General features: G+C 40.9%; 22 protein-coding genes. 1 reads left to right on the plus strand and 21 read right to left on the minus strand.

What is annotated here, in order from left to right; all coding sequences use genetic code 11:
- Positions 1-6: 6 nt before the first annotated feature.
- The 14 genes from dppC to glyA all read right to left on the minus strand — a co-directional run bounded on the left by dppC (position 7) and on the right by glyA (position 14,339).
- Entirely contained in the window at positions 7-897 is an 891-nt protein-coding gene (gene dppC, locus JFU56_RS17190) for a dipeptide ABC transporter permease DppC (protein WP_198438499.1), read from the minus strand.
- A gap of 31 nt (positions 898-928) precedes the next feature.
- Positions 929-1,939: an ABC transporter permease subunit gene (locus JFU56_RS17195; RefSeq protein WP_019440321.1), complete on the minus strand. Its 1,011-nt coding sequence runs from the start codon at positions 1,937-1,939 to the stop codon at positions 929-931.
- A 154-nt stretch (positions 1,940-2,093) separates the two neighbouring features.
- Complete coding sequence (locus JFU56_RS17200; RefSeq protein ID WP_198438500.1) at positions 2,094-3,737, minus strand: ABC transporter substrate-binding protein; 1,644 nt, start codon at positions 3,735-3,737, stop codon at positions 2,094-2,096.
- 649 nt (positions 3,738-4,386) lie between these two features.
- Positions 4,387-4,890: a phosphatidylglycerophosphatase A gene (locus JFU56_RS17205; RefSeq protein ID WP_198438501.1), complete on the minus strand. Its 504-nt coding sequence runs from the start codon at positions 4,888-4,890 to the stop codon at positions 4,387-4,389.
- Positions 4,887-5,918, minus strand: coding sequence for a thiamine-phosphate kinase (thiL, locus tag JFU56_RS17210; RefSeq protein ID WP_198438502.1), 1,032 nt, complete (start codon positions 5,916-5,918; stop codon positions 4,887-4,889). The genes JFU56_RS17205 and thiL overlap by 4 nt, the downstream gene beginning before the upstream one ends.
- A 312-nt stretch (positions 5,919-6,230) precedes the next feature.
- Entirely contained in the window at positions 6,231-6,653 is a 423-nt protein-coding gene (nusB, locus tag JFU56_RS17215) for a transcription antitermination factor NusB (RefSeq protein WP_198438503.1), read from the minus strand.
- A complete protein-coding gene (gene ribE, locus JFU56_RS17220; protein WP_006031692.1) occupies positions 6,650-7,135 on the minus strand; it encodes a 6,7-dimethyl-8-ribityllumazine synthase in 486 nt (161 codons plus the stop codon). The genes nusB and ribE overlap by 4 nt, the downstream gene beginning before the upstream one ends.
- Before the next feature lie 202 nt (positions 7,136-7,337).
- On the minus strand, positions 7,338-8,447 hold the full coding sequence (ribBA, locus tag JFU56_RS17225) for a bifunctional 3,4-dihydroxy-2-butanone-4-phosphate synthase/GTP cyclohydrolase II (RefSeq protein ID WP_198438504.1): 1,110 nt from the start codon (positions 8,445-8,447) through the stop codon (positions 7,338-7,340).
- Positions 8,448-8,495: 48 nt separating this feature from the next.
- A complete protein-coding gene (locus JFU56_RS17230; RefSeq protein WP_198438505.1) occupies positions 8,496-9,161 on the minus strand; it encodes a riboflavin synthase in 666 nt (221 codons plus the stop codon).
- Positions 9,161-10,462 (minus strand): bifunctional diaminohydroxyphosphoribosylaminopyrimidine deaminase/5-amino-6-(5-phosphoribosylamino)uracil reductase RibD, encoded by a 1,302-nt coding sequence (gene ribD / locus JFU56_RS17235; RefSeq protein WP_198438506.1) that lies wholly within the window; start codon positions 10,460-10,462, stop codon positions 9,161-9,163. Before ribD ends, JFU56_RS17230 begins: the two co-directional genes overlap by 1 nt.
- 25 nt (positions 10,463-10,487) lie before the next feature.
- Entirely contained in the window at positions 10,488-10,937 is a 450-nt protein-coding gene (gene nrdR / locus JFU56_RS17240; RefSeq protein WP_017221092.1) for a transcriptional regulator NrdR, read from the minus strand.
- 185 nt (positions 10,938-11,122) lie between these two features.
- The gene (locus JFU56_RS17245; RefSeq protein ID WP_198438507.1) at positions 11,123-12,283 is read right to left on the minus strand and encodes a DUF4124 domain-containing protein; all 1,161 of its coding nucleotides are present in this window, start codon (positions 12,281-12,283) and stop codon (positions 11,123-11,125) included.
- 157 nt (positions 12,284-12,440) lie between these two features.
- Positions 12,441-12,746, minus strand: coding sequence for a hypothetical protein (locus JFU56_RS17250; protein ID WP_198438508.1), 306 nt, complete (start codon positions 12,744-12,746; stop codon positions 12,441-12,443).
- A 339-nt stretch (positions 12,747-13,085) separates the two neighbouring features.
- The gene (gene glyA, locus JFU56_RS17255) at positions 13,086-14,339 is read right to left on the minus strand and encodes a serine hydroxymethyltransferase (protein ID WP_198438509.1); all 1,254 of its coding nucleotides are present in this window, start codon (positions 14,337-14,339) and stop codon (positions 13,086-13,088) included.
- 326 nt (positions 14,340-14,665) lie between these two features.
- Between glyA and torD the strand changes: the two genes are divergently transcribed.
- The gene (gene torD / locus JFU56_RS17260; protein ID WP_198438510.1) at positions 14,666-15,319 is read left to right on the plus strand and encodes a molecular chaperone TorD; all 654 of its coding nucleotides are present in this window, start codon (positions 14,666-14,668) and stop codon (positions 15,317-15,319) included.
- A 71-nt stretch (positions 15,320-15,390) separates the two neighbouring features.
- Here torD and galU read toward each other — a convergent pair whose 3' ends face one another.
- From galU to pseC, 7 genes are all read right to left on the minus strand, one after another.
- A complete protein-coding gene (gene galU / locus JFU56_RS17265) occupies positions 15,391-16,287 on the minus strand; it encodes a UTP--glucose-1-phosphate uridylyltransferase GalU (RefSeq protein ID WP_198438511.1) in 897 nt (298 codons plus the stop codon).
- Between the two features lie 64 nt (positions 16,288-16,351).
- Complete coding sequence (locus tag JFU56_RS17270) at positions 16,352-17,359, minus strand: NAD-dependent epimerase (protein WP_198438512.1); 1,008 nt, start codon at positions 17,357-17,359, stop codon at positions 16,352-16,354.
- Between the two features lie 68 nt (positions 17,360-17,427).
- The gene (locus JFU56_RS17275) at positions 17,428-18,594 is read right to left on the minus strand and encodes a nucleotide sugar dehydrogenase (protein ID WP_198438513.1); all 1,167 of its coding nucleotides are present in this window, start codon (positions 18,592-18,594) and stop codon (positions 17,428-17,430) included.
- Positions 18,595-18,762: 168 nt separating this feature from the next.
- Positions 18,763-19,815 carry a pseudaminic acid synthase gene (gene pseI, locus JFU56_RS17280; protein ID WP_198438514.1) on the minus strand — a complete coding sequence of 351 codons (1,053 nt, stop codon included), beginning with the start codon at positions 19,813-19,815 and terminating at the stop codon, positions 18,763-18,765.
- A gap of 40 nt (positions 19,816-19,855) precedes the next feature.
- On the minus strand, positions 19,856-21,427 hold the full coding sequence (pseG, locus tag JFU56_RS17285; RefSeq protein WP_198438515.1) for a UDP-2,4-diacetamido-2,4,6-trideoxy-beta-L-altropyranose hydrolase: 1,572 nt from the start codon (positions 21,425-21,427) through the stop codon (positions 19,856-19,858).
- Position 21,428: 1 nt separating this feature from the next.
- Positions 21,429-22,115 carry a pseudaminic acid cytidylyltransferase gene (gene pseF, locus JFU56_RS17290; RefSeq protein ID WP_198438516.1) on the minus strand — a complete coding sequence of 229 codons (687 nt, stop codon included), beginning with the start codon at positions 22,113-22,115 and terminating at the stop codon, positions 21,429-21,431.
- A gap of 52 nt (positions 22,116-22,167) precedes the next feature.
- Positions 22,168-23,367: a UDP-4-amino-4,6-dideoxy-N-acetyl-beta-L-altrosamine transaminase gene (gene pseC, locus JFU56_RS17295; RefSeq protein ID WP_198438517.1), complete on the minus strand. Its 1,200-nt coding sequence runs from the start codon at positions 23,365-23,367 to the stop codon at positions 22,168-22,170.
- Positions 23,368-23,389: the final 22 nt, after the last annotated feature.

Raw genomic sequence — 23,389 nt, forward strand, 5'->3', positions numbered from 1 at the left:
AACCTCTTACTGTTTCAATTTAGGATCAAGTGCATCACGCAGGCCATCACCCATTAAGTTAAATGCTAATACCGTTAGCAAGATAGTCACACCAGGGAAAGTAACAACCCACCATGCGCTTTGTACATATTGACGCGCATCAGCCAGCATAGTGCCCCATTCAGGCGTTGGCGCTTGTGCACCTAAACCAAGGAAACCCAGTGCTGCCATATCTAGAATTGCGTTTGAAAAGCCTAATGTCGCTTGTACGATAAGTGGTGCTAAACAGTTTGGTAATACTGCATTAAACATAATACGGATTGGGCCTGCGCCTGCAATACGTGAAGCAATCACATAATCTTTACTCATTTCCGTCATGGTAGATGCACGCGTTAAACGTACATAATGCGGAATAGATACCACTGCAATTGAGATTGATGCATTAACAATGCTTGGCCCCATGATCGCGACAATCGCAATCGCCAACAATAAGCTTGGCATTGCTAGCATGATATCTACTAAACGCATGATGATGGTTTCAACACGACCACGATAATAACCAGCAACTAGGCCTAATAAAATGCCCATGCCCAGTGATAATGTGACCACTAACATACCAACAAACAGTGATAAACGCGCACCGTGCATAAGACGCGATAAGATATCACGGCCGACAGCATCGGTACCCAGCAGGTAACCGCTGGTCCATGATGGTGGCTGTAATAGCGCATCACGGAATTGTTCAACTGGAGAATAAGGTGCAATTAAGTCAGCAAATACGGCAATAAAAATAATAATGCAGATATAAACTAGACCGACGACGGCGCCTTTGTTTGAACTAAAGTATTTCCAAAACTCTTGTAATGGCGTTAACGGCTTCAGTTCTAGCACTGGCGCGTTATTTGAAACTTCACTCATAATCTATTCCTTGTATCCTGTATCCTGTATCTTATTTCGCGTGACGAATACGTGGATTAACAACACCGTAGATAATATCTACCAGTAAGTTAACTAAGATAATTAACGTGGCAATAATTAAAATACCACCCTGCACTACGGGGTAATCACGGCGGCCAATTGATTCAATTAACCATTTACCGATACCCGGCCAAGCAAAAATTGTTTCTGTTAAGATTGCACCAGATAACAAGATACCAACCTGCAGGCCAATAACAGTAATAACCGGAATCAAGGCATTACGCAGCGCATGGATCACAATTACACGCCAAGGCGCTAAACCCTTGGCACGTGCAGTACGGATATAATCTTCACCTAACACTTCTAACATTGAAGAACGTGTCATACGCGCGATAACAGCCAGTGGAATGGTACCAAGTACAATAGAAGGCAAGATAAGGTGATGAATAGCAGAGCCAAATGCGCCCACTTCATCTGATAATAATGAGTCAATCAACATGAACCCAGTCACATGGTCAATCCACAGTGATACATCAATACGGCCAGATACGGGTGTCCAACCTAGATTTACCGAAAACACTAACATCAGTAGTAATGCCCACCAGAAAATCGGCATTGAGTAACCTGTTAGTGACACCCCCATTACTGTGTGATCGAATACAGAGCCACGTTTAACAGCAGCAATAATACCAGCAGGTAAGCCAATACAAATTGCAAATAAAGCCGCTAAAAAAGCCAGTTCAACAGTGGCAGGAAATAGTTCGAAGAACTCCTCTACTACTGGCTTTTTGGTTACCAGAGAGTTACCTAGATCGCCTTGTAGGATACCTCCTACATAAGAGAAGTATTGCTTCCAGATTGGTTGATCTAAACCCAGCTCAGCAGACAAAATTGCATGACGTTCTGGTGAAATACCACGCTCGCCAGCCATGATTTCAATCGGGTCACCGGGGATCATATGAATGAGCGTAAAAGTAAGTAAGGTAATACCGAAAAATGTCGGGATCACAGTACCTAATCGCTTTAAAATAAATTGGAACATAGAAAACTCTGCGGGTCTTTAAAGGGTTATCAATAAAGCCAAGATCAATCACCTGTGGATTAACCTTGGCTTACGCTATCCAAAACACTCAAGTACACACTATGCGTTTATTAGGCTTAGCACTTAGTACCTGAGGTTTCTTCATTGAGTGATATTACTTTTCTAAGCTTACGCCGTAGAAATTGTGACCACCAAGTGGATCAATCACGTAACCTTTAACTTCTTTACGAACAGGCTCAAACACAACCGAGTGAGCGATTGTTGCCCATGGCGCTTGTTGCTTGAAGATTACTTGTGCTTTTTCATACAAGTCAGTTCGTACAGCTTGATCTGCTGTTGTTTTTGCTTCTTTAACTAACGAGTCAAATTCAGCATTACACCACATTGAACGGTTTGCGCCGCCAACAGCATCACAACCAAGTAATACAGCTAGGAAGTTATCAGGGTCACCATTATCGCCAGTCCAACCTAGTAGGATAGTATCGTGTTCGCCTTTCGATGCGCGTTTTAAATACTCGCCCCATTCAAACGTAACGATTTTAGCTTTAACGCCAACTTTAGCCCAATCAGACTGCATGATCTCAGCCATACGACGTGCGTTCGGGTTATAAGGACGTTGTACTGGCATTGCCCAAATATTCGTTTCGAAACCGTCAGGGTAACCCGCTTCAGCGAGTAGTGCTTTGGCTTTTTCAAGATTGAATTCGTAATCTTTAATGTCAGCGTTATATGACCACATTGTTGGTGGGATTGGGTTTGTTGCCGCTTTACCAGAACCGTTGAATACCGCATCAATAATTGCAGGTTTGTTTACAGCCATGTTTAATGCTTGGCGTACACGTACATCGTCAAACGGTTTTTTATCAACGTTAAATGCAAGGTAACCAATGTTCAGGCCTTCTTGAGAAAGAAGATTAATATTTTTATCTTCTTCCATCATTTTACGATCTGACGGATTAGGAAATGCCATGATCTGACATTCGTTGTTTTGCAATTTAGCAAAACGCACTGATGCATCCGGTGTGATAGAGAAAACTAAACGGTCGATAGCTGGTGCGCCATCCCAATAGTCAGCATTACCCGCGTAACGGATCAATGAATCTTTTTGGTATTGCTGTAGTGCAAACGGACCCGTACCAGAAGGCATCACGTCAAGTTGTGCAGCCATGCCTTTTTCAAGGAATACGTTAGCTTGCTCTGCAGACATAATTGATGCGAAATCCATTGCTAAGTTAGCGATGAATGGTGCTTCTGGTTGGTTAAGTACAAATTGTACTGTGTACTCATCAATTTTATTAATTTCTTTGATTAACGAACCCATGCTCATTGCATTGTAGTATTCGTATGAACCACCTGAAATTTTATGATAAGGGTTTTCTGCATTGCCTTGACGGTCAAATGAGAAGATAACATCATCAGCATTAAATGAACGTGTTGGAGTAAAGTCTTTCGTTGTGTGGAATGGTACATCATGACGTAGCTTAAATGTATAAACGAGACCGTCTTCTGATACTTCCCAGCTTTCTGCTAATGCAGGAATAACTTCTGTAGTACCTTGCTTAAATTCAACCAGACGGTTAAAGATAGTTTTTGATGATGCATCAAACGTAGTGCCTGTAGTAAATAATCCAGGGTTGAAGCCTTCTGGACTTGCTTCTGAACAATATACAAAAGAAACAGGTTTTTTAGCTTCTGCTGAAGATGAATCTTTCGCTGCTTTATCGTCTGAACAACCACTTAAACCTAACGTGATGATACTGGCGATAGATAGCGATAACGCGACTTTCCCTTTATTCATGCCTTACTCCATTATGCGATGTTGATAACGTTAACTGCAGATACTAGACTAGATTTGAGTTAACGCCATTCTTGCAGATACATTGTCCGCGAATTGTAATTTTCACAGCGAAATTACGTTTTTAGCACAGAGATGTAAACCTATGTCAGTGGAATAACTAATGACAAAGCGGCAATATTATCCACTGAAATAGTCAAATAAGCTGGCTGAACAATAAAAAGTAACATATGCGACAACAGCTTAAAGTAATACTGCAAAGATAAAATTTAATTTAATTCGAGCACTGTTAAGAATAACCCTTATAATTCAAAGGACTAATAGATAACAAAAAGGAATAACGATAAAATCAGGGCGATTCTAGCAGGATAGATGACTAAATGTGATTTAACTCACGAATTTTGTAAAATGGGCGATCACACTGGCTATTGATGATAATTAAAGCAGTGTAATTTGTCGATTTAGACTAATAACGCAGTTAAATAAATCGTTATAGTATTTTATAGCATTATTATTTAGTACTTCATTAAAAATATGCCATTAAAATGAATATTTCTCAATAGTGTTTTAAATGCCGCTTAATATATATATTAAGATTAAACGGCAACCACTGAGCGATAGCTGCAGTGTTAAATACTAAAAGTGGTCACCACTAAAGCATAATATAAGCAATCAATTGTACGCTAGCTAAAGCGAACACGCCTGCAAGTATATCATCGACCATAATACCAAAGCCGCCATGGGTATTTTTATCTAACCAGCCAATAGGGCCTGGCTTGACGATATCAAAAAAGCGAAACAATGCAAAACCAAGAACAACCCACAACCAGCCTTGCGGCGCTGCGATCATGGTAACACCGTAACCGGCAAACTCATCCCACACAATAGCACCGTGATCATGTACGCCCATGGCCTTGCTCGCGCTGGCACAAATATACACACCAATAATCGATGCGAAGGCGACAATAGCGATGTACTGCCATAAGCCTAGCTCTAATACACTCGTCATCAATAAATACAATGGAATAGCAGCAAGCGTTCCCATAGTACCTGGCGCTTTAGGGAACAAACCACTACCAAAACCAACTGCAGCTAAATGCACAGGGTTAGCGTAATTTAATTTTTGTAATTCAGGTGATAAAAAATCTTTTTTCATTGGAAGTGATCCCATCCTTGCAAAGCGAGCGTTGTTAATTGCTTATCATTATAATAGTGAATTTGTGATTCAACTGTTTCTGATTCAGCTGTTTTTGATTTAGTTATGTCAGTACCTATAATCACACCAACCTGCGTACAAGGTAAGTCAGTGTCCGCCATAGCTTGTTCTAATTTGGCTTTATTTTCTGGCGATACTGTAAATAGTAATTCATAGTCATCACCGCCAGCAAGTGCATATTGCGGCCATAGCGCTTTACTTACATAAGTTTGCAATGCGTTGGATAACGGTAAGGCAGTCAGTTCAATATTTGCCGATAGTGTAACACCACGAGCACGACTTGAAGCCTTAAGGATATGCTGTAAATCTGATGCTAATCCGTCTGACAAGTCAATGCAACTGTTAGCAATACCAACTAAAGCTTGCCCCGTTGAGACTCGCGCCGTAGGGCGTTGATGACGAGCGATTAAAAATGCTTTCTCAGCATCAGAACACACGCGGTTACCAGCATCGATTAATAATTTTAATCCAGCGTTCGCATCACCAATAGTGCCACTGCAATAAATTAAATCACCTGCTTGTGCACCTTGTCTACGTAATGCGAGCCCTTGCTCAACAAAGCCTTGCAAGGTTAACGTCAGGGTCATATCGCCTTTCGTCGTGTCACCACCAATCAAACTCACACCATAACGGTGTAATTGTTGATGTAAACAATCACTGAAGGCCGTAAGCCAAGCATGATCATAATCCGGCAGGGTTATCGCTAAGGATGCCCAAGCTGGTTTCCCGCCCATAGCGGCGATATCGCTGATGTTTACCGCAACCAATTTGTGCGCAACATCTGCTGGATCTGCATCAGGTAGAAAATGGATACCACGCACCATCGTATCAGTGGTAACAACTAACTGTTTACCTACTGGCACAGACAAAATGGCACAGTCATCACCAATACCTGCAATTACGTCATCTCGTGACACCGATTTGTTAGTGAAATACTGCCCAATCAAATCAAATTCGCCTGTCGCCATAGTACTGCAGTTTCCATTATTAGGTTTCGATAATCTTACTATTGTACTGTTAATTAAAACCTAATTATATTGTTAATTAACCTCAAGTCAGGATAAGCAAGGCTGGATAGGATTTAGACTTTACTAAGTAAAATGTCTTTTTCAGGGATGAAAAAGCCAAGCATACATGGAAGTACTTGCTGCGTTTTTGCGTGAAAATTGTCTAATATCCTTAATCTAATTCAGATTAATTAATATCTTGAAAGTAAGTTTTAGACATAAAAAAAGCCAGCAACCTGTGCTAGCTTTTTTGCATTGAAGAAAATAATTAAATTATTTTTTCAAACGTAATTGCAATTTACTTACAATTTTATCTAATACGCCGTTAACGAATTTATGGCTGTCTTCAGCGCCAAAGTCTTTCGCTAATTCGATAGATTCATTGATCACAACTTTATAAGGTACATCTTGACGCTTAGTAAGCTCAAATGTAGAAAGACGTAAAATCGCTTTCTCAACCAAGTCTAAATCGTCGATTGGACGAGATAAGAATGGTGACATTAATTCATCAAGTTCTACAGAGTTTAAGCTTACACCTAATACAAGTTCACGGAAGTAAACTGCATCTGTGTCGCTAAAATCTTGCTCTGTTACAAATTGGTGTTCGATATTTGCAACAGTTTCTTGTGTCATTTGCCATTGATAAATTGCTTGTGTGGCAAACTGACGTGCCTTACTACGTTCCGAAGGTTTCATTTTTTCTCCAATAATACATCAACTTGATGCAAAACATTCACCATTTCAAGTGCACTTAGAGCAGCCTCCGACCCTTTATTACCAGCCTTGGTACCAGCACGCTCAATTGCTTGCTCAATGGTGTCTGTCGTTAGAACACCAAATGCAACAGGAACATCATAGTCCATTGCAACTTGAGCAAGACCTTTATTACATTCGCCAGCTACGAATTCAAAATGTGGTGTACCACCACGAATTACCGTACCTAAAGCAATGATCGCATCAAACTGTTTTGTTGCAGCAACACGTTGAGTTACAAGCGGTAATTCTACAGCGCCAGGTACGCGAACAATAGTGATATTGTCTTCGCTAACTTGACCAAAACGTTTTAGTGAATCGATAGCACCCGCTAACAAACTTTCATTGATGAAACTGTTAAAACGCGAGATTACGATTGCAATTTTTGCTTCTGGAGCAGGAACATTTCCTTCGATAACTTTCATGTGTACAAATCCTATATCACGGCACGTAAATTTACGGCCAATTTTAATTATTGAGAATCGACTGACGAAAGGGCTCGGATTGTACCAAGCTTTCGTCAGCAAGCAAACTTATTCTACGACTATCGCTAAAACTTCTGCGATGGCTATCTATATAACTTATTCGACGTCTATCTATTAAATTTATTAGCCGACAAGCTAATACTTATTTAGAGATGTATTCGACAACTTCCAAGCCAAAGCCTGATAGTGAATGGTAACGTTTGTCTGAGCTTAATAGCTTCATTTTAGACACGCCCATATCAGCTAAAATTTGTGAACCCACACCAACGCGGCGTGATGTACCCTGCCATTTTGCTTTTGGCTGTACATCGCCTTTATCTTCTTGCGCAAATTGTTTCACTTTTTCGATGATATCGTTAGAGTTTTCTTCGTTACCTAAGATCACCATCACGCCACCATCACGGCCGATACGTGCCATTGCATCATCCAATGACCACGAGATCTTGCTCGCGCGATCAGTACGCAGGATATCAGTCATGGTATTTTGTACATGCACACGTACTAATGTTGGCTGCTCAGCAACAACATCACCTTTACATAATGCATAATGAACTTGATTATCGATAGTATCGCGATAAGTCACTAAGTCAAAATCACCGTGTTCAGTTGGTAATTTACATTCCGCAACGCGTTCAATCGTTGTTTCATTGCTATTACGGTATTCAATTAAGTCAGCGACTGTGCCTAATTTAATGCCATGTTTTTCAGCAAAAATTTCTAAGTCAGGACGACGAGCCATTTCACCGTCATCTTTTAAGATCTCAACAATCACACCAGCAGGCTCACAACCCGCTAAACGTGCAAGATCACAACCCGCTTCAGTATGACCTGCGCGTGTTAGTACACCGCCGTCTTGCGCTGCAAGTGGGAAAATGTGGCCAGGCATTACAATATCAGCTGGTTTAGCATCACCAGCGACTGCTGATAATACCGTTACTGCGCGATCCGTTGCAGAAATGCCGGTCGTCACGCCTTCAGCCGCTTCAATAGAAACTGTGAAGTTAGTTGAGAATTGCGCCGTATTATCTTGAACCATTAAAGGTAACTGTAATTGAGCTACGCGTTCTTTGGTTAATGTCAGACAAATTAGACCGCGACCGTGTGTCGCCATAAAGTTAATCGCCTCTGGCGTTACTTTGTCTGCCGCCATGATCAAATCGCCTTCATTTTCACGATCTTCATCATCCATCAAGATAACCATTTTACCTAGGCGGATGTCTTCAATAATATCTTCAATACGACTTAGTGCCATGTTCATAGCCCCTTAATAACAATTAAAAACTGAACGTGAATAGATGTTTTACTTTAAAAATCCATTACTCGCAAGAAAATCCATGGTGATACCTTGTTCAGGCGTGCTTGACTCAGCCGCTTTATCACCTAGCATGATCCGCTCTAAATAACGGGCAATAACATCTACTTCTAAATTAACTTTACGACCGACGACATAACTTTCTATCGTTGTTTCTAACGCTGTATGCGGTACGATCGTTAATTTGAATTTAGCGCCGTCAATTTCATTAATAGTTAAACTAATACCATCAATGGTAATTGAACCTTTTTCGGCAATATAACGGGCTAATTCATTTGGAGCTTGTAACCAATACTCAGTCGCACGACCAAGTTTAGCTATATTTACAATCTCGGCAACACCATCAACATGACCACTGACTAAGTGACCACCAAGACGTGTGCTTAAGGTTAATGCTTTTTCTAAGTTTACCTTATCACCAATTTTGTAATGCGCAAAACCAGAGCGCTTTATCGTCTCTAATGACACATCTGCGCGGTAGCCATTGCTTAGTAATTCAACAACTGTCAGACATACACCGTTCGTGGCGATACTGTCGCCAAGTTTTACATCACTTAAATCAAGCGAGCCACTGTCAACAGTGATACTCACATCTGCGCCTTTTGGCGTTAAACCAGTGAGCGTACCCACGGTTTCAATAATTCCTGTAAACATTAGTATTCCGGTTTTGCTGTAATGCGAAGATCGTCACCGACCTGCGTGATATCGGTAAAGCTAAACTTAGGCACTTGCGCCATCTCAGTTAGCTCGCTTAATACTGCTAGTCCTCTGGCACTATCACCCATAAGTTTCGGCGCCAGGTAAATAATTATCTCATCCACCAGCTTATTTTCAAGTAATGCACCTGCTAATGTTGCACCCGCTTCAACCCATAGGTCATTAATATCCTGCAGTGCGAGCGCCGTCATTAACTGGTTTAGATCTATGTTATGGTGACTATCTTGCTTTATTTCAATTCGTGACACAGATTCATTCACTAATAACGCCGCTGTAACCGGGTCATGTGCTGCGCCATTAGCACTATTTTCGATATTCTTATTAACACCATTAACGAGTAGTATCTGCCCTGGCTGAGCAAATAGCTTTAATTCCGTAGTCGATGATGCAATATGCCCATCGAGTCGGCCATGATTATCCAGAATCACTCGGATAGGTTGACGTACTTGATGCTCAGGTGGTTTATGAAGAGATAAAGGATAGTCGGCTTGGCTTGCGCCTAATTCGCTATAACGCACATTCAGTGACGCATCATCCATCATCACCGTGCTTGCAGTAGATAAGATAGCACTAGATTGGGCACGATACACTTGCACATCATTACGCGCAGCAGGACCGGTTATCCATTTACTTTCGCCATTTTTCAATGCTGTACGCCCATCGAGACTCGCCGCCATTTTCAGCCGTACAAAAGGACGTTGTTTTTGCATGCGTAAAATAAAACCAGGATTGAGAGCATGGGCTTCCTCTGATAACAAACCAATGCGTACTTTAATACCTGCGGCTATTAATATCGCAATGCCCTTACCTGCTACTTTTGGGTTTGGGTCAACCATGGCAATCACAACTTCGTTGACATTAGCCTTAACCAAGGCCGCAGCACAAGGTGGCGTTCGGCCATAATGACTGCAAGGTTCTAATGTCACATAACAAGTTGCGCCCTGTGAAGCGCTATATTCAGCACTATCGACGGCATTCTCAACTGCAATATCAGCAGCCTTTAGTGCATGAATTTCTGCATGCGGCTCTCCCGCACGTAAATGAAAACCTTCACCGATGATATTATCTGCTTTTACCAGCACACAACCAACATTTGGATTAGGTGCAGTGGTAAAACGGCCTTGTTGTGCAAGTGCGATCGCACGTTGCATGTACAGGCTGTCTACAGTATTAAATTGACTGGTTGAGATAAGGTCTGCCACTAACAGGTCTAACTCAGGGCGCGATGAGATTGGCATAATCAATGAGAACTCAGGTATCAGGTTATTTGTCGAGTTTGGCTATTTCTTCATTAAATTCTTTTACATCTTCAAAAGAACGATAGACAGAGGCAAAACGTACATAAGCGACTTTATCGAGCTTTTTCAGTACGTCCATCACCAGTTCACCGAGAAAACTAGATTCAACTTCACGTTCGCCAGTGGCTCTTAAACTCGATTTAATTTGATTAATACCGAGTTCAATTTGCTCTGCGGCAACCGGACGTTTTTCTAACGCACGATAAATACCATTAACTAACTTATCTTCGTTAAAAGGTTCGCGTTTATCATCTGTTTTAATGATACGCGGCATTACTAATTCGGCCGTTTCAAAGGTAGTAAAACGTTCATGACATTTCGCACACTCACGGCGGCGACGCACCTGATGGCCTTCAGCCACAAGACGAGAGTCGATAACTTTAGTTTCAGTCGCAGAACAAAATGGACAGAACATAAACAATCCTATTGAATAATATTATTCTGAGTCTATCGTTAAACAGCAGGCGGGTACAGAAAAGTGCAGATAAATTAGCGGAATTAATAAATAAGTTAACAAATTGTTGAATAATCAGTCGGTTTTAAATCATCTTATTGTGAGATCAAAGTGAGATAAAAAACCGACCCATATATTGAGGCTGCTTATTCGGCGTTACGGTTTACTTCGTTTACAAACTGACTAGATACTTCTATACCTTGTCTATCAAGCTGGTTTGTACCCGCGCCAAGTAAAGGTAAGCGCGCATTGTGATTGTAGCTTAATCGACTCAGCATTAATGCCGAGTTAACTTGCTTTACAGATGGTGCTTTATTTTCTGAAGGTGCTTTATTTACTTTGCTACGACTGCTACTAATTTCACTTTCAATCGCTTTAATTTTATCAGCGCTGTGTATTAATTCTTTATTTTTAGCTGTCGCGCTAACACTGCTCTTCGAAGAGGCCTTGATGTTCGACTTAGCTAACACAGCTCCAGATTTTCTGGTCGAGTCACTCTTATCCTTCGCTAAATGCGCTCTAAATAGCTTTTTATTGATTTCAGCTAAAAATTTATTCTGCACCAGCTCAGGGGGCAATTTCAACTTTTTGTTAGCAGTAATGTTACTCCCTATTGTCGCTTTATTTTGGCTCGCAATCATCATTGGCTCATCAATAACCTGTGTTTGCTTGTTACGATTTAGTTTCTTTTTAATACCCGAAAGAAAAGCGTTATTAGGTTTTGATTTCTGTTCAATGGATCTTAAAGGCGCAGGCTGAATGATTGGTGCTATTTTTGCTATCGCGACAGGTTCTACATTGACAACACGTGGGCTTGATTCGATGTGGCGTTGGCGTTTTAATTTATTTTGAATACCAGCTAGGAATTTATTAGTTGTTTTACGCGGTTGCTTCATGGCAACGTTAGCAACGGCATTACGATCTGGAACTGAAGTTGATACAAGTAAGGCTTGCTGACGGGCGAGTTGTTGTTCAATCAAGACTAACTGAGGATCTCGTCGTGTTAAAACCTTATCTACTTGGCGTTCAACGCTAGCATTAGCAACTATATCATCAAGACCATCGAGTAAGTTACTCGCTTTAGTTGACGATAAATCATTTACCACATCATCCATATCAGCTTGCTTACGACTAGCTCGACTTTGTGCTGCATTTTTTTCCACTATCTGACGTGGGAACTGACTGTAATGCATCGCACCATCGGCATCGCGCCAACTGTATACCTTCGCAAATGTTGAATAGCTCATTGAGCCACATATTAACGCTAATATTAAACGTTTATAATTACCGATTGAATTCAGCATCATCCCTTATACCTCACCCTATTTATACAGATACTTGAGCATTCCTTCTCAAATATTGATCATGTTGCAAATATGTTAACACTTGTACGCTGTATTAAAAACTATCAAGTTAGATTTAACCCACCCACTTCACAATATAAAATCAAAACCGTGATACCCGTTATGAGCAGCTAAATATCAACGTATTGAATACGCGATGAGCATCAGAATAACGATTAGTAAGTTCCGCTAACTTACCGTATTTACCACAATGCTCTTTAGCCATATCAACGACTTCTATTGTTTGAAACTGACCGATCTGGTATTCAAAAGATGCACCATTTTCAGTTTTTGTTAATACGTCAACCGAGCTACAACCGGTGACGACAGCAGCGACTGTTACAGCGAACGCTGTAATGCATATACCTTTACATATTCTATGGGCTCTTTTTTTTGGTAGTGTGTTCAGTAGCAATGTATTCATCATATTTCCCATCCTTGGTCTATGAAACGGATCAGCTGCTGCGATAAAACTGACGTTTATGACCGCTTATCATATGCTGACAAGATAATAAAAAAGTATGGAAATAGCATGGTTTTTGGTATGAGGGAGAGCATTAGTCGTGATGACATAGCCTAAGATAATAAATGTTCAATTTGAATGGTACAATTTTAGTGGCGTTATTTTTAGACATAAAAAAACCGTAAATGACTAGCTTAAAACCTTATTCAAGTTAAGCAGCATTTACGGTTAACAAATTAATCATTTTTATAAACCCTTAGGCTTATGATTAATTTTTGTATATAAGCTTATTTATAAACAGGCCTATTTATATACAGGATAGTCTGCACATAGCGCTTGTACGTTCGCACGTACTGTCGCAGCTACATCTTCATTACCGATGTTATCTAATACGTCACACATCCAACCAGCAAGTTCACCGGCTTTATCAGCTGGGATACCACGGCGAGCAAGTGCTGGAGTACCGATACGCAGACCAGATGTAACAAATGGTGAACGTGGATCGTTAGGCACCGAGTTTTTGTTTACTGTGATATGTGCATTACCCAGCGCCGCATCAGCTTCTTTACCTGAGTATTCTTTGCCAATCAAGTCAACTAAGAATAGGTGATTTTCAGTACCGTTAGAAACGATTTTGAAACCACGTTCTTGTAATACTTCAACCATGCTTTTCGCACAATCAAGTACATTCTGTTGGTATACAGCGAATGCTGGTTCCATCGCTTCTTTAAATGCAACCGCTTTAGCAGCGATAACGTGCATTAAAGGACCACCTTGACCACCAGGGAAGATTGCTGAGTTTAATTTTTTCTCAATCGCTTCATCTGCTTGTGCAAGGATAAGACCGCCACGTGGACCGCCTAATGTTTTATGCGTAGTAGTCGTTACAACATGCGCGTGCTTCATTGGGTTTGGATATAGACCTGCAGCAACTAAACCTGCTACGTGTGCCATATCAACGAATAGGAAAGCACCTACTTTGTCTGCGATTTCACGGAATTTAGCCCAATCAACCACACCAGAGTATGCAGAAAAACCTGCAACAATCATTTTTGGTTGATGTTCAATCGCTAACGCTTCAACTTCAGCATAATCTAGTTCGCCAGTTTCAGGGTTGATACCGTACTGAACTGCGTTATAGATTTTACCCGAGAAGCTTACGCTTGCACCGTGTGTTAAGTGACCACCATGAGCAAGACTCATGCCTAGTACAGTATCACCTGGTTTAACTAATGCCATGTAAACAGCAGCATTTGCTTGTGAACCAGAGTGTGGTTGTACATTCGCGTAATCAGCACCAAACAACTGCTTAGCACGTTCGATTGCTAAAGACTCAGCAATATCAACATACTCACAACCGCCATAGTAGCGTTTGCCTGGGTAACCTTCTGCATACTTATTAGTAAGCTGAGAGCCTTGAGCTTCCATTACGCGTGGGCTTGTATAGTTCTCTGAAGCAATAAGCTCGATATGGTCTTCCTGACGAGTTACTTCTTGTGTCATTGCTGCCCATAATTCTGCATCATAGTCAGCTATATTCATATCACGTGTAAACATCCGTTTTCTCCTGATTGAGATCATACAAGTTGGTCAGTTAACTTTACACTCGCCATTAAATACAACATCCGGCTAGTAAACTTAACATATAATTAGTAGTCTTAACATTTTACTAGCAAAGCTAAAATTTAGCTAGCAAAGCCAAACTGGAGCACATTGTAACGTGAATGTTGCCGACTTCCTACTAGAATGCCTTGAGAAAATTTCAATTTTGCGTGAAAACACTGCATTTTAAATTAACTTTGATCAAAACTGACTCCCCGGTTAAATTAATTCCGCTATAATGCAGCCCAATAAACAGTACTCAACCCTATTTGGAGAAAACAATGGATGAATTAACTCAACTATGCCAGACCCGCTCAGAGATCTACTGGTGGCTTTCAACAACACTAGCAGCAGAATTAAGCGATGAACAATTGGGCCAGTACCAGTCTGCTGAGATCCAAGGTTTCTTACAAGGCCTAGCGGCAACACCAGCGTTAACAGCATCTGTTGAAAAGTTAATTAGTGCATTAGCCGCTGCAAACCTACGTAACGATGCGCGTTTAGAGTTATGTGCAGACTATGCCCAAGTATTTTTAGGCAACAGTAAATCATCTGCGCCACCCTATGAGTCTGTATTCACCAGTGAAGAAGGTCATTTGATGCAAGAAGCGTATCAGCAGATGACGGCCCTGTTAGAAGAGCACAACATCAATATCAGTGACAAATACAGCGAGCCAGCTGATCACATTGCGATCCAGTTAGATTTCATGGGTAACTTGATCTTAAAAACATTGGATTCTGAATCGGAAGAGCAGATCCGTGCTAACTTCGCTATGCAGCACGATTTTTTACAAACGCACTTACTTAACTGGCTAGGTGATTTTGAAATGAAAGTGAAAGGCTGTGATAAATTTGGCTTTTATGCTGCGGTAGTAGAATTGTTATTAGCATTCGCGCAGCTAGATTCAGATTGGTTAGAAACTGAATTAGATTAATTTCTATTTAGATACAACAAAGGGCAGTGGCTGCCCTTTGTTTCATAATATTATGATTTCAAACTCAAGTCTTACTTCAAACCACTAATAAATTCTTGTAAATCTACGCCTACTTCAGGGTGACGTAAACCATACTCAATAAATGCCTTCATGTAACCAAGTTTAGAACCACAGTCATGTAACTTACCGCTAATATGGAAAGCTTCAACGGTTTCTAATTTCATTAGATCATCAATAGCATCAGTTAATTGGATCTCATCACCCGCACCAGGTGCCGTTTTTGCTAATAAATCCCAGATTGCCGCAGGTAAAACATAACGTCCGGCAACAGCAAGATTTGATGGCGCTTTATCTTGAGCAGGTTTTTCTATTACTGCCGTCATCGGCGTTGATTCACCAGCATTAAGTTCAACACCAGCACAATCAGCAACACCGTAACCAGACACTAGATTCATTGGCACAGGCTCAACCATTATCTGGCTAAAGCCTGTTTCATTAAAGCGGCGCATCATGCTAGCTAAGTTTTCGGTTTTTAGATCTGCACTCACTTCATCCATTAATACATCAGGCAATACCACAGCAAATGGTTCATCACCAATAATCGGTTTCGCGCACAAGACCGCGTGGCCTAAACCTTTCGCTACACCTTGACGGATATGCATGATCGTCACACCTTTTGGTGCAATAGCTTGTACTTCCGCTAATAACTGACGCTTAACACGGTGCTCTAACGTTGACTCTAATTCAAACGATGTATCAAAATGGTTCTCGATAGCATTTTTTGATGCATGAGTAACTAATACGATCTCGGTAATACCCGCCGCTGCACATTCATTAACGATATATTGAATCAGTGGTTTATCGGCAACTGGCAGCATTTCTTTTGGAATAGCTTTGGTTGCAGGCAACATACGAGTGCCTAAACCTGCTACCGGAATAACCGCTTTAGTGATCTTAGTTTGCTTCAAAGTTTTATCCTTTTATACTTTTATACTTTTATACTTTTATACTTTTGAGTGCATGCATGTGATTTTATACGTTATAAAAATCACGATACCAATCAACAAAGGCTTTCACGCCTTCTTTCACTTTCACTTTAGAAGTATAACCTGTGGCGTCAAATAAATCTTGGGTATCAGCATAGGTAGCGTAAACATCACCAGGCTGCATCGGCATAAAGTTTTTCTTGGCTTTAATACCTAACGAGTCTTCTAGCGCTTCAATGTAATCCATTAACTTAACCGGACTACCGTGACCAATATTGTAAACACGATAAGGCGCACTACTGGTAGCTGGACTACCGGTTTCGACTTTCCATTCGCTATCTGGCGTTGGTATTACATCTTGGATCTGTAAAACACCCGCGACGATATCATCGATATAAGTAAAGTCTCGTAACATGTCACCATTGTTGTATACGTCAATTTCTTCACCGGCAATAATGGCTTTAGTAAACTTAAATAATGCCATATCCGGACGGCCCCAAGGGCCATACACAGTGAAGAAACGTAGTCCTGTTGTCGGTACACCATATAAATGTGAATAGGTATGCGCCATCAATTCATTTGATTTCTTCGATGCGGCATATAATGAAATAGGGTGATCAACACTATCACTGGTACTAAATGGGGTTTTATTATTAAGGCCATAAACCGAGCTAGATGATGCATAAACTAAATGCTTCACTTTGGTGTTACGACAGCCCTCTAAAACCGTTAAGAAACCTGTTAAATTGCTATCTGCATACGCCATTGGGTTATCAATCGAATAACGCACACCCGCTTGTGCTGCAAGGTGAATAACGCGATCAAATTGATGCGCTAAAAATAATGCGGCAACACCTTCACGATCGGCGAGATCTAATTCAATAAAGCTAAACAATTCGGATTTTTTAGCATTAGCTAAACGAGCAAACTTTAGATTCACATCGTAATAATCATTTAAGTTGTCAACACCTATCACTTGATGGCCTTGTTGACATAATAGCTCCGCACAGCGCGAGCCAATAAACCCAGCAGCGCCGGTAATTAAATATTTCATTTTTATTTCACTTTTATTATTACGTCATTGCATTGTTTTTAATCAAGCTTAATTTAATCGTGACCAAACTAATCATTACCAAACAGGTCTCGAGTATAAATTTTATCCGCAACATCAAGTAGTTCATCAGACAAACGGTTTGATACTATGACATCAGACAGGGCTTTAAATTCACTGAGATCTGTCAGCACCTGAGATTTAAAAAATTCACTTTCGGTCAGTACTGGTTCATAAACGACGACTTTAATGCCTTTAGCTTTAATACGTTTCATGATGCCTTGAATCGATGAGGCGCGAAAATTATCCGAGCCAGACTTCATGATCAAACGATAAACACCAACAACATGCGGCTTTCTAGCAATAATAGCATCAGCAATATGATCTTTACGCGTCGAGTTTGCATCAACAATGGCACTGATTAGACTGTTCGGGACATTTTCATAGTTCGCACGTAATTGCTTGGTGTCTTTCGGCAAACAATAACCACCATAACCAAACGACGGATTATTATAGTGGTTACCAATACGCGGATCTAATCCCACCCCTTTAATAATCTGAGCAGTATCTAAACCATGCGTTTCAGCATAACTATCCAGCTCATTGAAGTAAGCAACACGCATCGCAAGGTAGGTATTAGAAAAAAGCTTAACCGCCTCAGCTTCCGTTGAATCGGTAAACAAGACATCGATATCAGTTTTAATCGCACCTTGTACTAGCAGGCTAGCGAACACTTCAGCACGCTCAGACTGTTCACCGACAATGATACGTGATGGATGTAAGTTATCGTATAACGCACTACCCTCACGTAAAAATTCAGGTGAGAATAAGATATTATCGCAGCCAAGACGCTGTTTAACTTCTTTGGTATAACCGACGGGAACAGTTGACTTAATTACCATCACTGCGTTTGGATTAATCCCCATCACATCTTTAATTACAGCTTCAACTGACTTGGTATTAAAGTAGTTATTCACCACATCATAATCAGTCGGAGTGGCGATGATCACATAGTCAGCATTACCATAAGCAAGTTGCTTGTCAGTTGTCGCGATAAGATTAAGTTCTTTGTTGGCAAGAAAATCTTCAATTTCATTATCTGAAATAGGTGATTTTTTATCATTAATAAGCTTTACTTTTTCGGCGATAATATCTAACGCGATCACGCTATTGTGTTGCGCTAACAACACCGCATTTGATAAACCAACGTAACCTGTACCAGCAATGGTAATGTTCATGGTATTAACCTGATTATGAGTGGATGTAATTTGAGAGGTATTCTAGCATTAAACTATAATCACAAGTTAATGCTACAAGTTAATGCTAGCATTTTAATCGTCCCTATGAGAACTGAAAGTTAGATTAATGGCATTAAGAGTATTAAATCTATTTAAAATCATTTGAATTTATTCAATAAGATCAAAGTTTAGGGCTGTACCACGAGTAATCGGCTGCTTAGCTACTTTACCTAAAACAACGTCATAATGTTTTGGTGCTAAGCCAAAACCAGGGCGAATACTGCGAACACTTTCTGCTGTAAGCACTTCTCCAGCAGCAATATCTTTAACCACATATAAAGAACGACGGAATTGAACATTACCTTGCTCTGCTAGTGTGCGTTCATAATTCACCTTACCCAATGCTTGCCATGCGGTATGTGTATCAGCGCAAAGCTGAGTCAACTCCGTCGGCTCAAGCGAAAAACTGTCATCTGCGCCGCCGCCATTGCGATCTAAAGTAACGTGTTTTTCAATCACACAGGCACCAAATGCCACCGACACCACAGCTGTCGCATTATCAATAGTATGATCGGACAAACCTGACAACACATTAAAGCGTTGACTAATATCAGCAATCGTACGCAAATTATATTGTCCTGCTGGCGCTGGATAACCACTGACACAATGTAAAACCACCAGCTCATGACAGCCATTATCTTTAGCCGTTTGTATTGCTAACTCAATCTCTTGTTGGTTTGCCATGCCGGTTGAAATGATCATCGGTTTACCGGTTTGTGCAACCCGTTTAATTAATGGTAAGTCAATGACTTCGAATGAGGCAATTTTGTATGCGGGAGCATCCAGCTGCTCTAATAAATCCACTGCGGTAAAATCAAACGGCGAACTAAAAATAGTAATGCCTAACTCTTTCGCTTTGGCAAATAATGGTTTATGCCATTCCCACGGCATATGCGCAGCTTTGTACAACTGATATAAACTTTGTCCATCCCACAGACCACCTTTTATCTGAAATTCATCACTGCCACAATCCATGGTAATGGTATCTTGAGTATAAGTTTGTAACTTTATCGCATCAGCACCTGCCGCTTCAGCCGCTTCCATGATAGCAAAAGCACGATTGATATCACCATTATGATTCGCCGATAGTTCCGCAATGATATAAGGCGGATAATTCGGGCCAATTTTACGGCCATCGATAGTTATATATTGCTCGGTCATAATATTAATGAATACTCTTTGATAAAGGATAAATAAGCAGCTAATCCTGTGGATAGCGAATAAAGGTTTCCGCCGTTATCCGTTGATAACCAGCCTGAGTGAACAATCTCTGTGACGCTAAATTAGCCGTTAATACCTGAGCTCGAATCGTAATACTCGGGTATAATTTATCTAGAGAAGCAAGTGCTCGTTTGGCAATACCTTGATTATAATAATCAGGGGCAATAAAAATAGACAGTAAATATTCAGCTGCGGCTATTTTATCAAGACGTACAACACCGACATCAGTACTAGCATCAGCACAAGTATTATCTGCAATTGTAATCATATAAAAATAATCTTGCTGCTGCAGAAGTTTACACCTCATCCACTTGTCATGCTCGGCCCAAGTCGGGACTTGTTGATTTAGTGCATATTTTCGTGTGGACGGCTGACATTGCCAATCAAATACCAGTTTGATATCACCCTCTGTTGCAGAGTGTAAGTGCAAATGAGATCCACCAGTTAAGTGGCCAATAGCAGTTAACACCCGTTTTAAACCTAAACCATCACACAACTTTAGGTTATTCGCTCTTAACTGAGGCCAGTTTTTTAGCAGCTTTTGATAGCAGCTTAATAGATGATCTGTAATATCATCACGCTCAATCTTATAGGCAGCGTCAACAGCCACGAGATTACGACTGATGGTTTGCTGGTTTTCTGCCAATGGAATGATAATACTCGGTAATCCCAAACAGGCGCGCTCCCAAGACGTTGTGCCTGGTGCACCAATAGCAACTTGATGTTGCAACATTAATGCCGCCATATTATCGACAAAGTCTATATGCTTAATCCAGTCACTATGCTGTAAACAGAAGGCTTTGACTTCCAGATAATGTGGTGCCCGCAGCCCTAATAATACCGTAACCAACGGTCGTGATAATTTAGGTAGCTCAGCAAGTGCCTTTAACACTAATAAGGTAGCATTAGGCTGGTCAATGCCGCCCATCGATAGTAACAGCTTAGGTCGCGAAGAAAGCACATCATTTGCTAAAGCATCTGCACGATAATAACTAAACTGTGGATTTAACAAGGCGAATTTACAACCGGTTAAGATCGTACTTTCATCATGATTTTCCTGAGCCTGTAATTGAGATTGAAATTCAGGTTTAGATTGAGATTGATATTCATCGGCTCGGCGTAATAGCGTTTGATCTAAAATTAAATCTGCATGGTGCTCTCGCGCTAAATCATCAATCACCATGATCTTACAGTGTAATGCTTGCTGTATACACAATTGCCAGTCTGCATTCAACGCATAATGGTCAACGATAATAAGCTCGGAGGCGGCCACCTCCGCTAATAAATCTTGCGCATCTTGCTGCCAAGGTACTTGTAACCAAGCCGCATAATCAGCGCTAGTAGTCGGTATCAATTCAATGCTTGGTGGCGCTAATGTAGACACGCAGAAACCTTTGCTTTCAATGAAAGTAATTAAATCACCCGCTTGTGGACGGCAAACAAAACGCACCAGATGACCCAGTTGTGTTAATCCTTGTGCTAATACCAAGCAACGCATCACATGGCCACTGCCGATATGCACCGATGCATCTGTACGAATGATAATATTCACATTAAACCTGCATGACTGCATATAAGGCTTCAGCAAATTCCCAATCTTCGAACGTATCAACATCTTGAACTCGCTTTCGAGGTATCAAGATGGCTTTTGAAGAGAGTGAAAAAAATGGTCTTCCTGCTTCAAATGCAGAGACCTTACCCCAATAGAATTGCCCTGCATCGTGAAATGCTTCTTGTAAGTCTTGTGAACGGGCATTTACATGTTCAGGCTGTAACATTTGTACACTGCCATTGTCATTTAGTGAAATAGCACGCTGAATAGGAAAAGCAAAAGACGTTGCGCTAAAGGCGTAATCAATATCACCTGCAGAGACAAGTGTTAATCCTTTAATCAAATCATCCGCTGATATGAAAGGTGCGGTCGCATAAATACAGCAAAGTAAATCAACAGACATACCCTGTGACTGACACCACTCTATGGCATGTTGGATAACGTCCATCGTTGTAGCGTGATCATCAGCAATATCAGTAGGACGTACAAAAGGCACTTCTGCGCCATAAGCTAACGCAACCTTGGCTATATCTGCATCGTCAGTTGATACGATCACTTTATCAAAACAAGCCGATGCTAGCGCGGCTTCAATTGAATAAGCAATAATAGGCTTGCCATGAAACAATTTGATGTTCTTACCCGGAATACGTTTACTGCCACCGCGCGCTGGAATAACTGCTATTTTCATATTAATTGTTTAACCATCGGTAAGTAACTCACGATTAACGAATACACCTTTATTAATACACCTTTATTAATACAAGGCGTAGTGCCGTGACGACTTCATCTTGCTGCGCCTCAGTCATGCCGTGGAATAACGGTAATGAGATCGCATGCTGATAATAATGTTCCGCTGCAGGATAGTCACCAACAGCAAATCCCATAGCCTGATAATAAGGCTGGGTATGCACAGGAATATAATGTAAGTTAACGCCAATTCCCAGTTCACGTAACTGCCGAAAAACTTTATTCTGAGACAATCGATTCTGAGAAAAAGCACTATCATCCAACTGCAAACCGATCACATACAAATGCCAAGCCGAATTAGTGGTTTCTAACTGCTTAGGTAAAGTTAGCGGTAGATCGGCTAATAACTGATTATAACGTGATGCCAAACGCTGCCGTTCACTGACAAACTGCCTTAGACGCTGCATTTGGCTCACACCTAATGCCGCTTGTAACTCCGTCATGCGATAATTAAAACCAAGCTCTACTTGCTGATAATACCAATCGCCCTGCTCTTCTATATCTAAGCCAGTTACAGGCCTCATCAATGCTTTATCTCGGGTAATACCATGACTACGTAACAGCGTCATTTTATCGGCTAGCGCCTGCTGATTGGTTAACGCCGCGCCGCCTTCCGCTGTCGTGACAATTTTCACTGGATGGAAACTAAATACTGTTATATCACTGTAGTCACCACAACCTATTGGCTTACCTTGATACTCCCCACCAATGGCGTGCGCCGCATCTTCGATTATTTTAAAATCGTATTCTAGCGATAAGGCATGGATAGCAGGCATATCACAAGGCTGTCCGCACAAGTGTACGGGAACGACCACTTTCGGTAATTTATTTTGCGCTTTGGCAATAATCAATTTTCGTTTAAGCGCTTTTGGACAAAGGTTATAAGTAATGGGGTCTATATCAACAAAGTCAACTTGTGCGCCGCAATATAAGCCACAATTAGCTGATGCCACAAAGGTAATGGGCGTGGTCCATAACCAATCACCAACACCGAGTTCTAACACTAAACAAGCCAGATGTAATGCCGATGTAGCACTATTACAAGCAACGGCATATTCCGCACCAGAGTGATCTATCAAGGTCTGTTCAAACAAAGGCACTTGCGGACCTTGAGTAAGATAATCTGATTGTAGCACCTTGATAACAGCATCAATATCTTGCTGGTTAATATCCTGTTTTCCATAAGGGATCATAACAGCATCATTCCTTCATCAC

This window comes from Moritella sp. F3, from assembly GCF_015082335.1.
GTDB lineage: Bacteria > Pseudomonadota > Gammaproteobacteria > Enterobacterales > Moritellaceae > Moritella.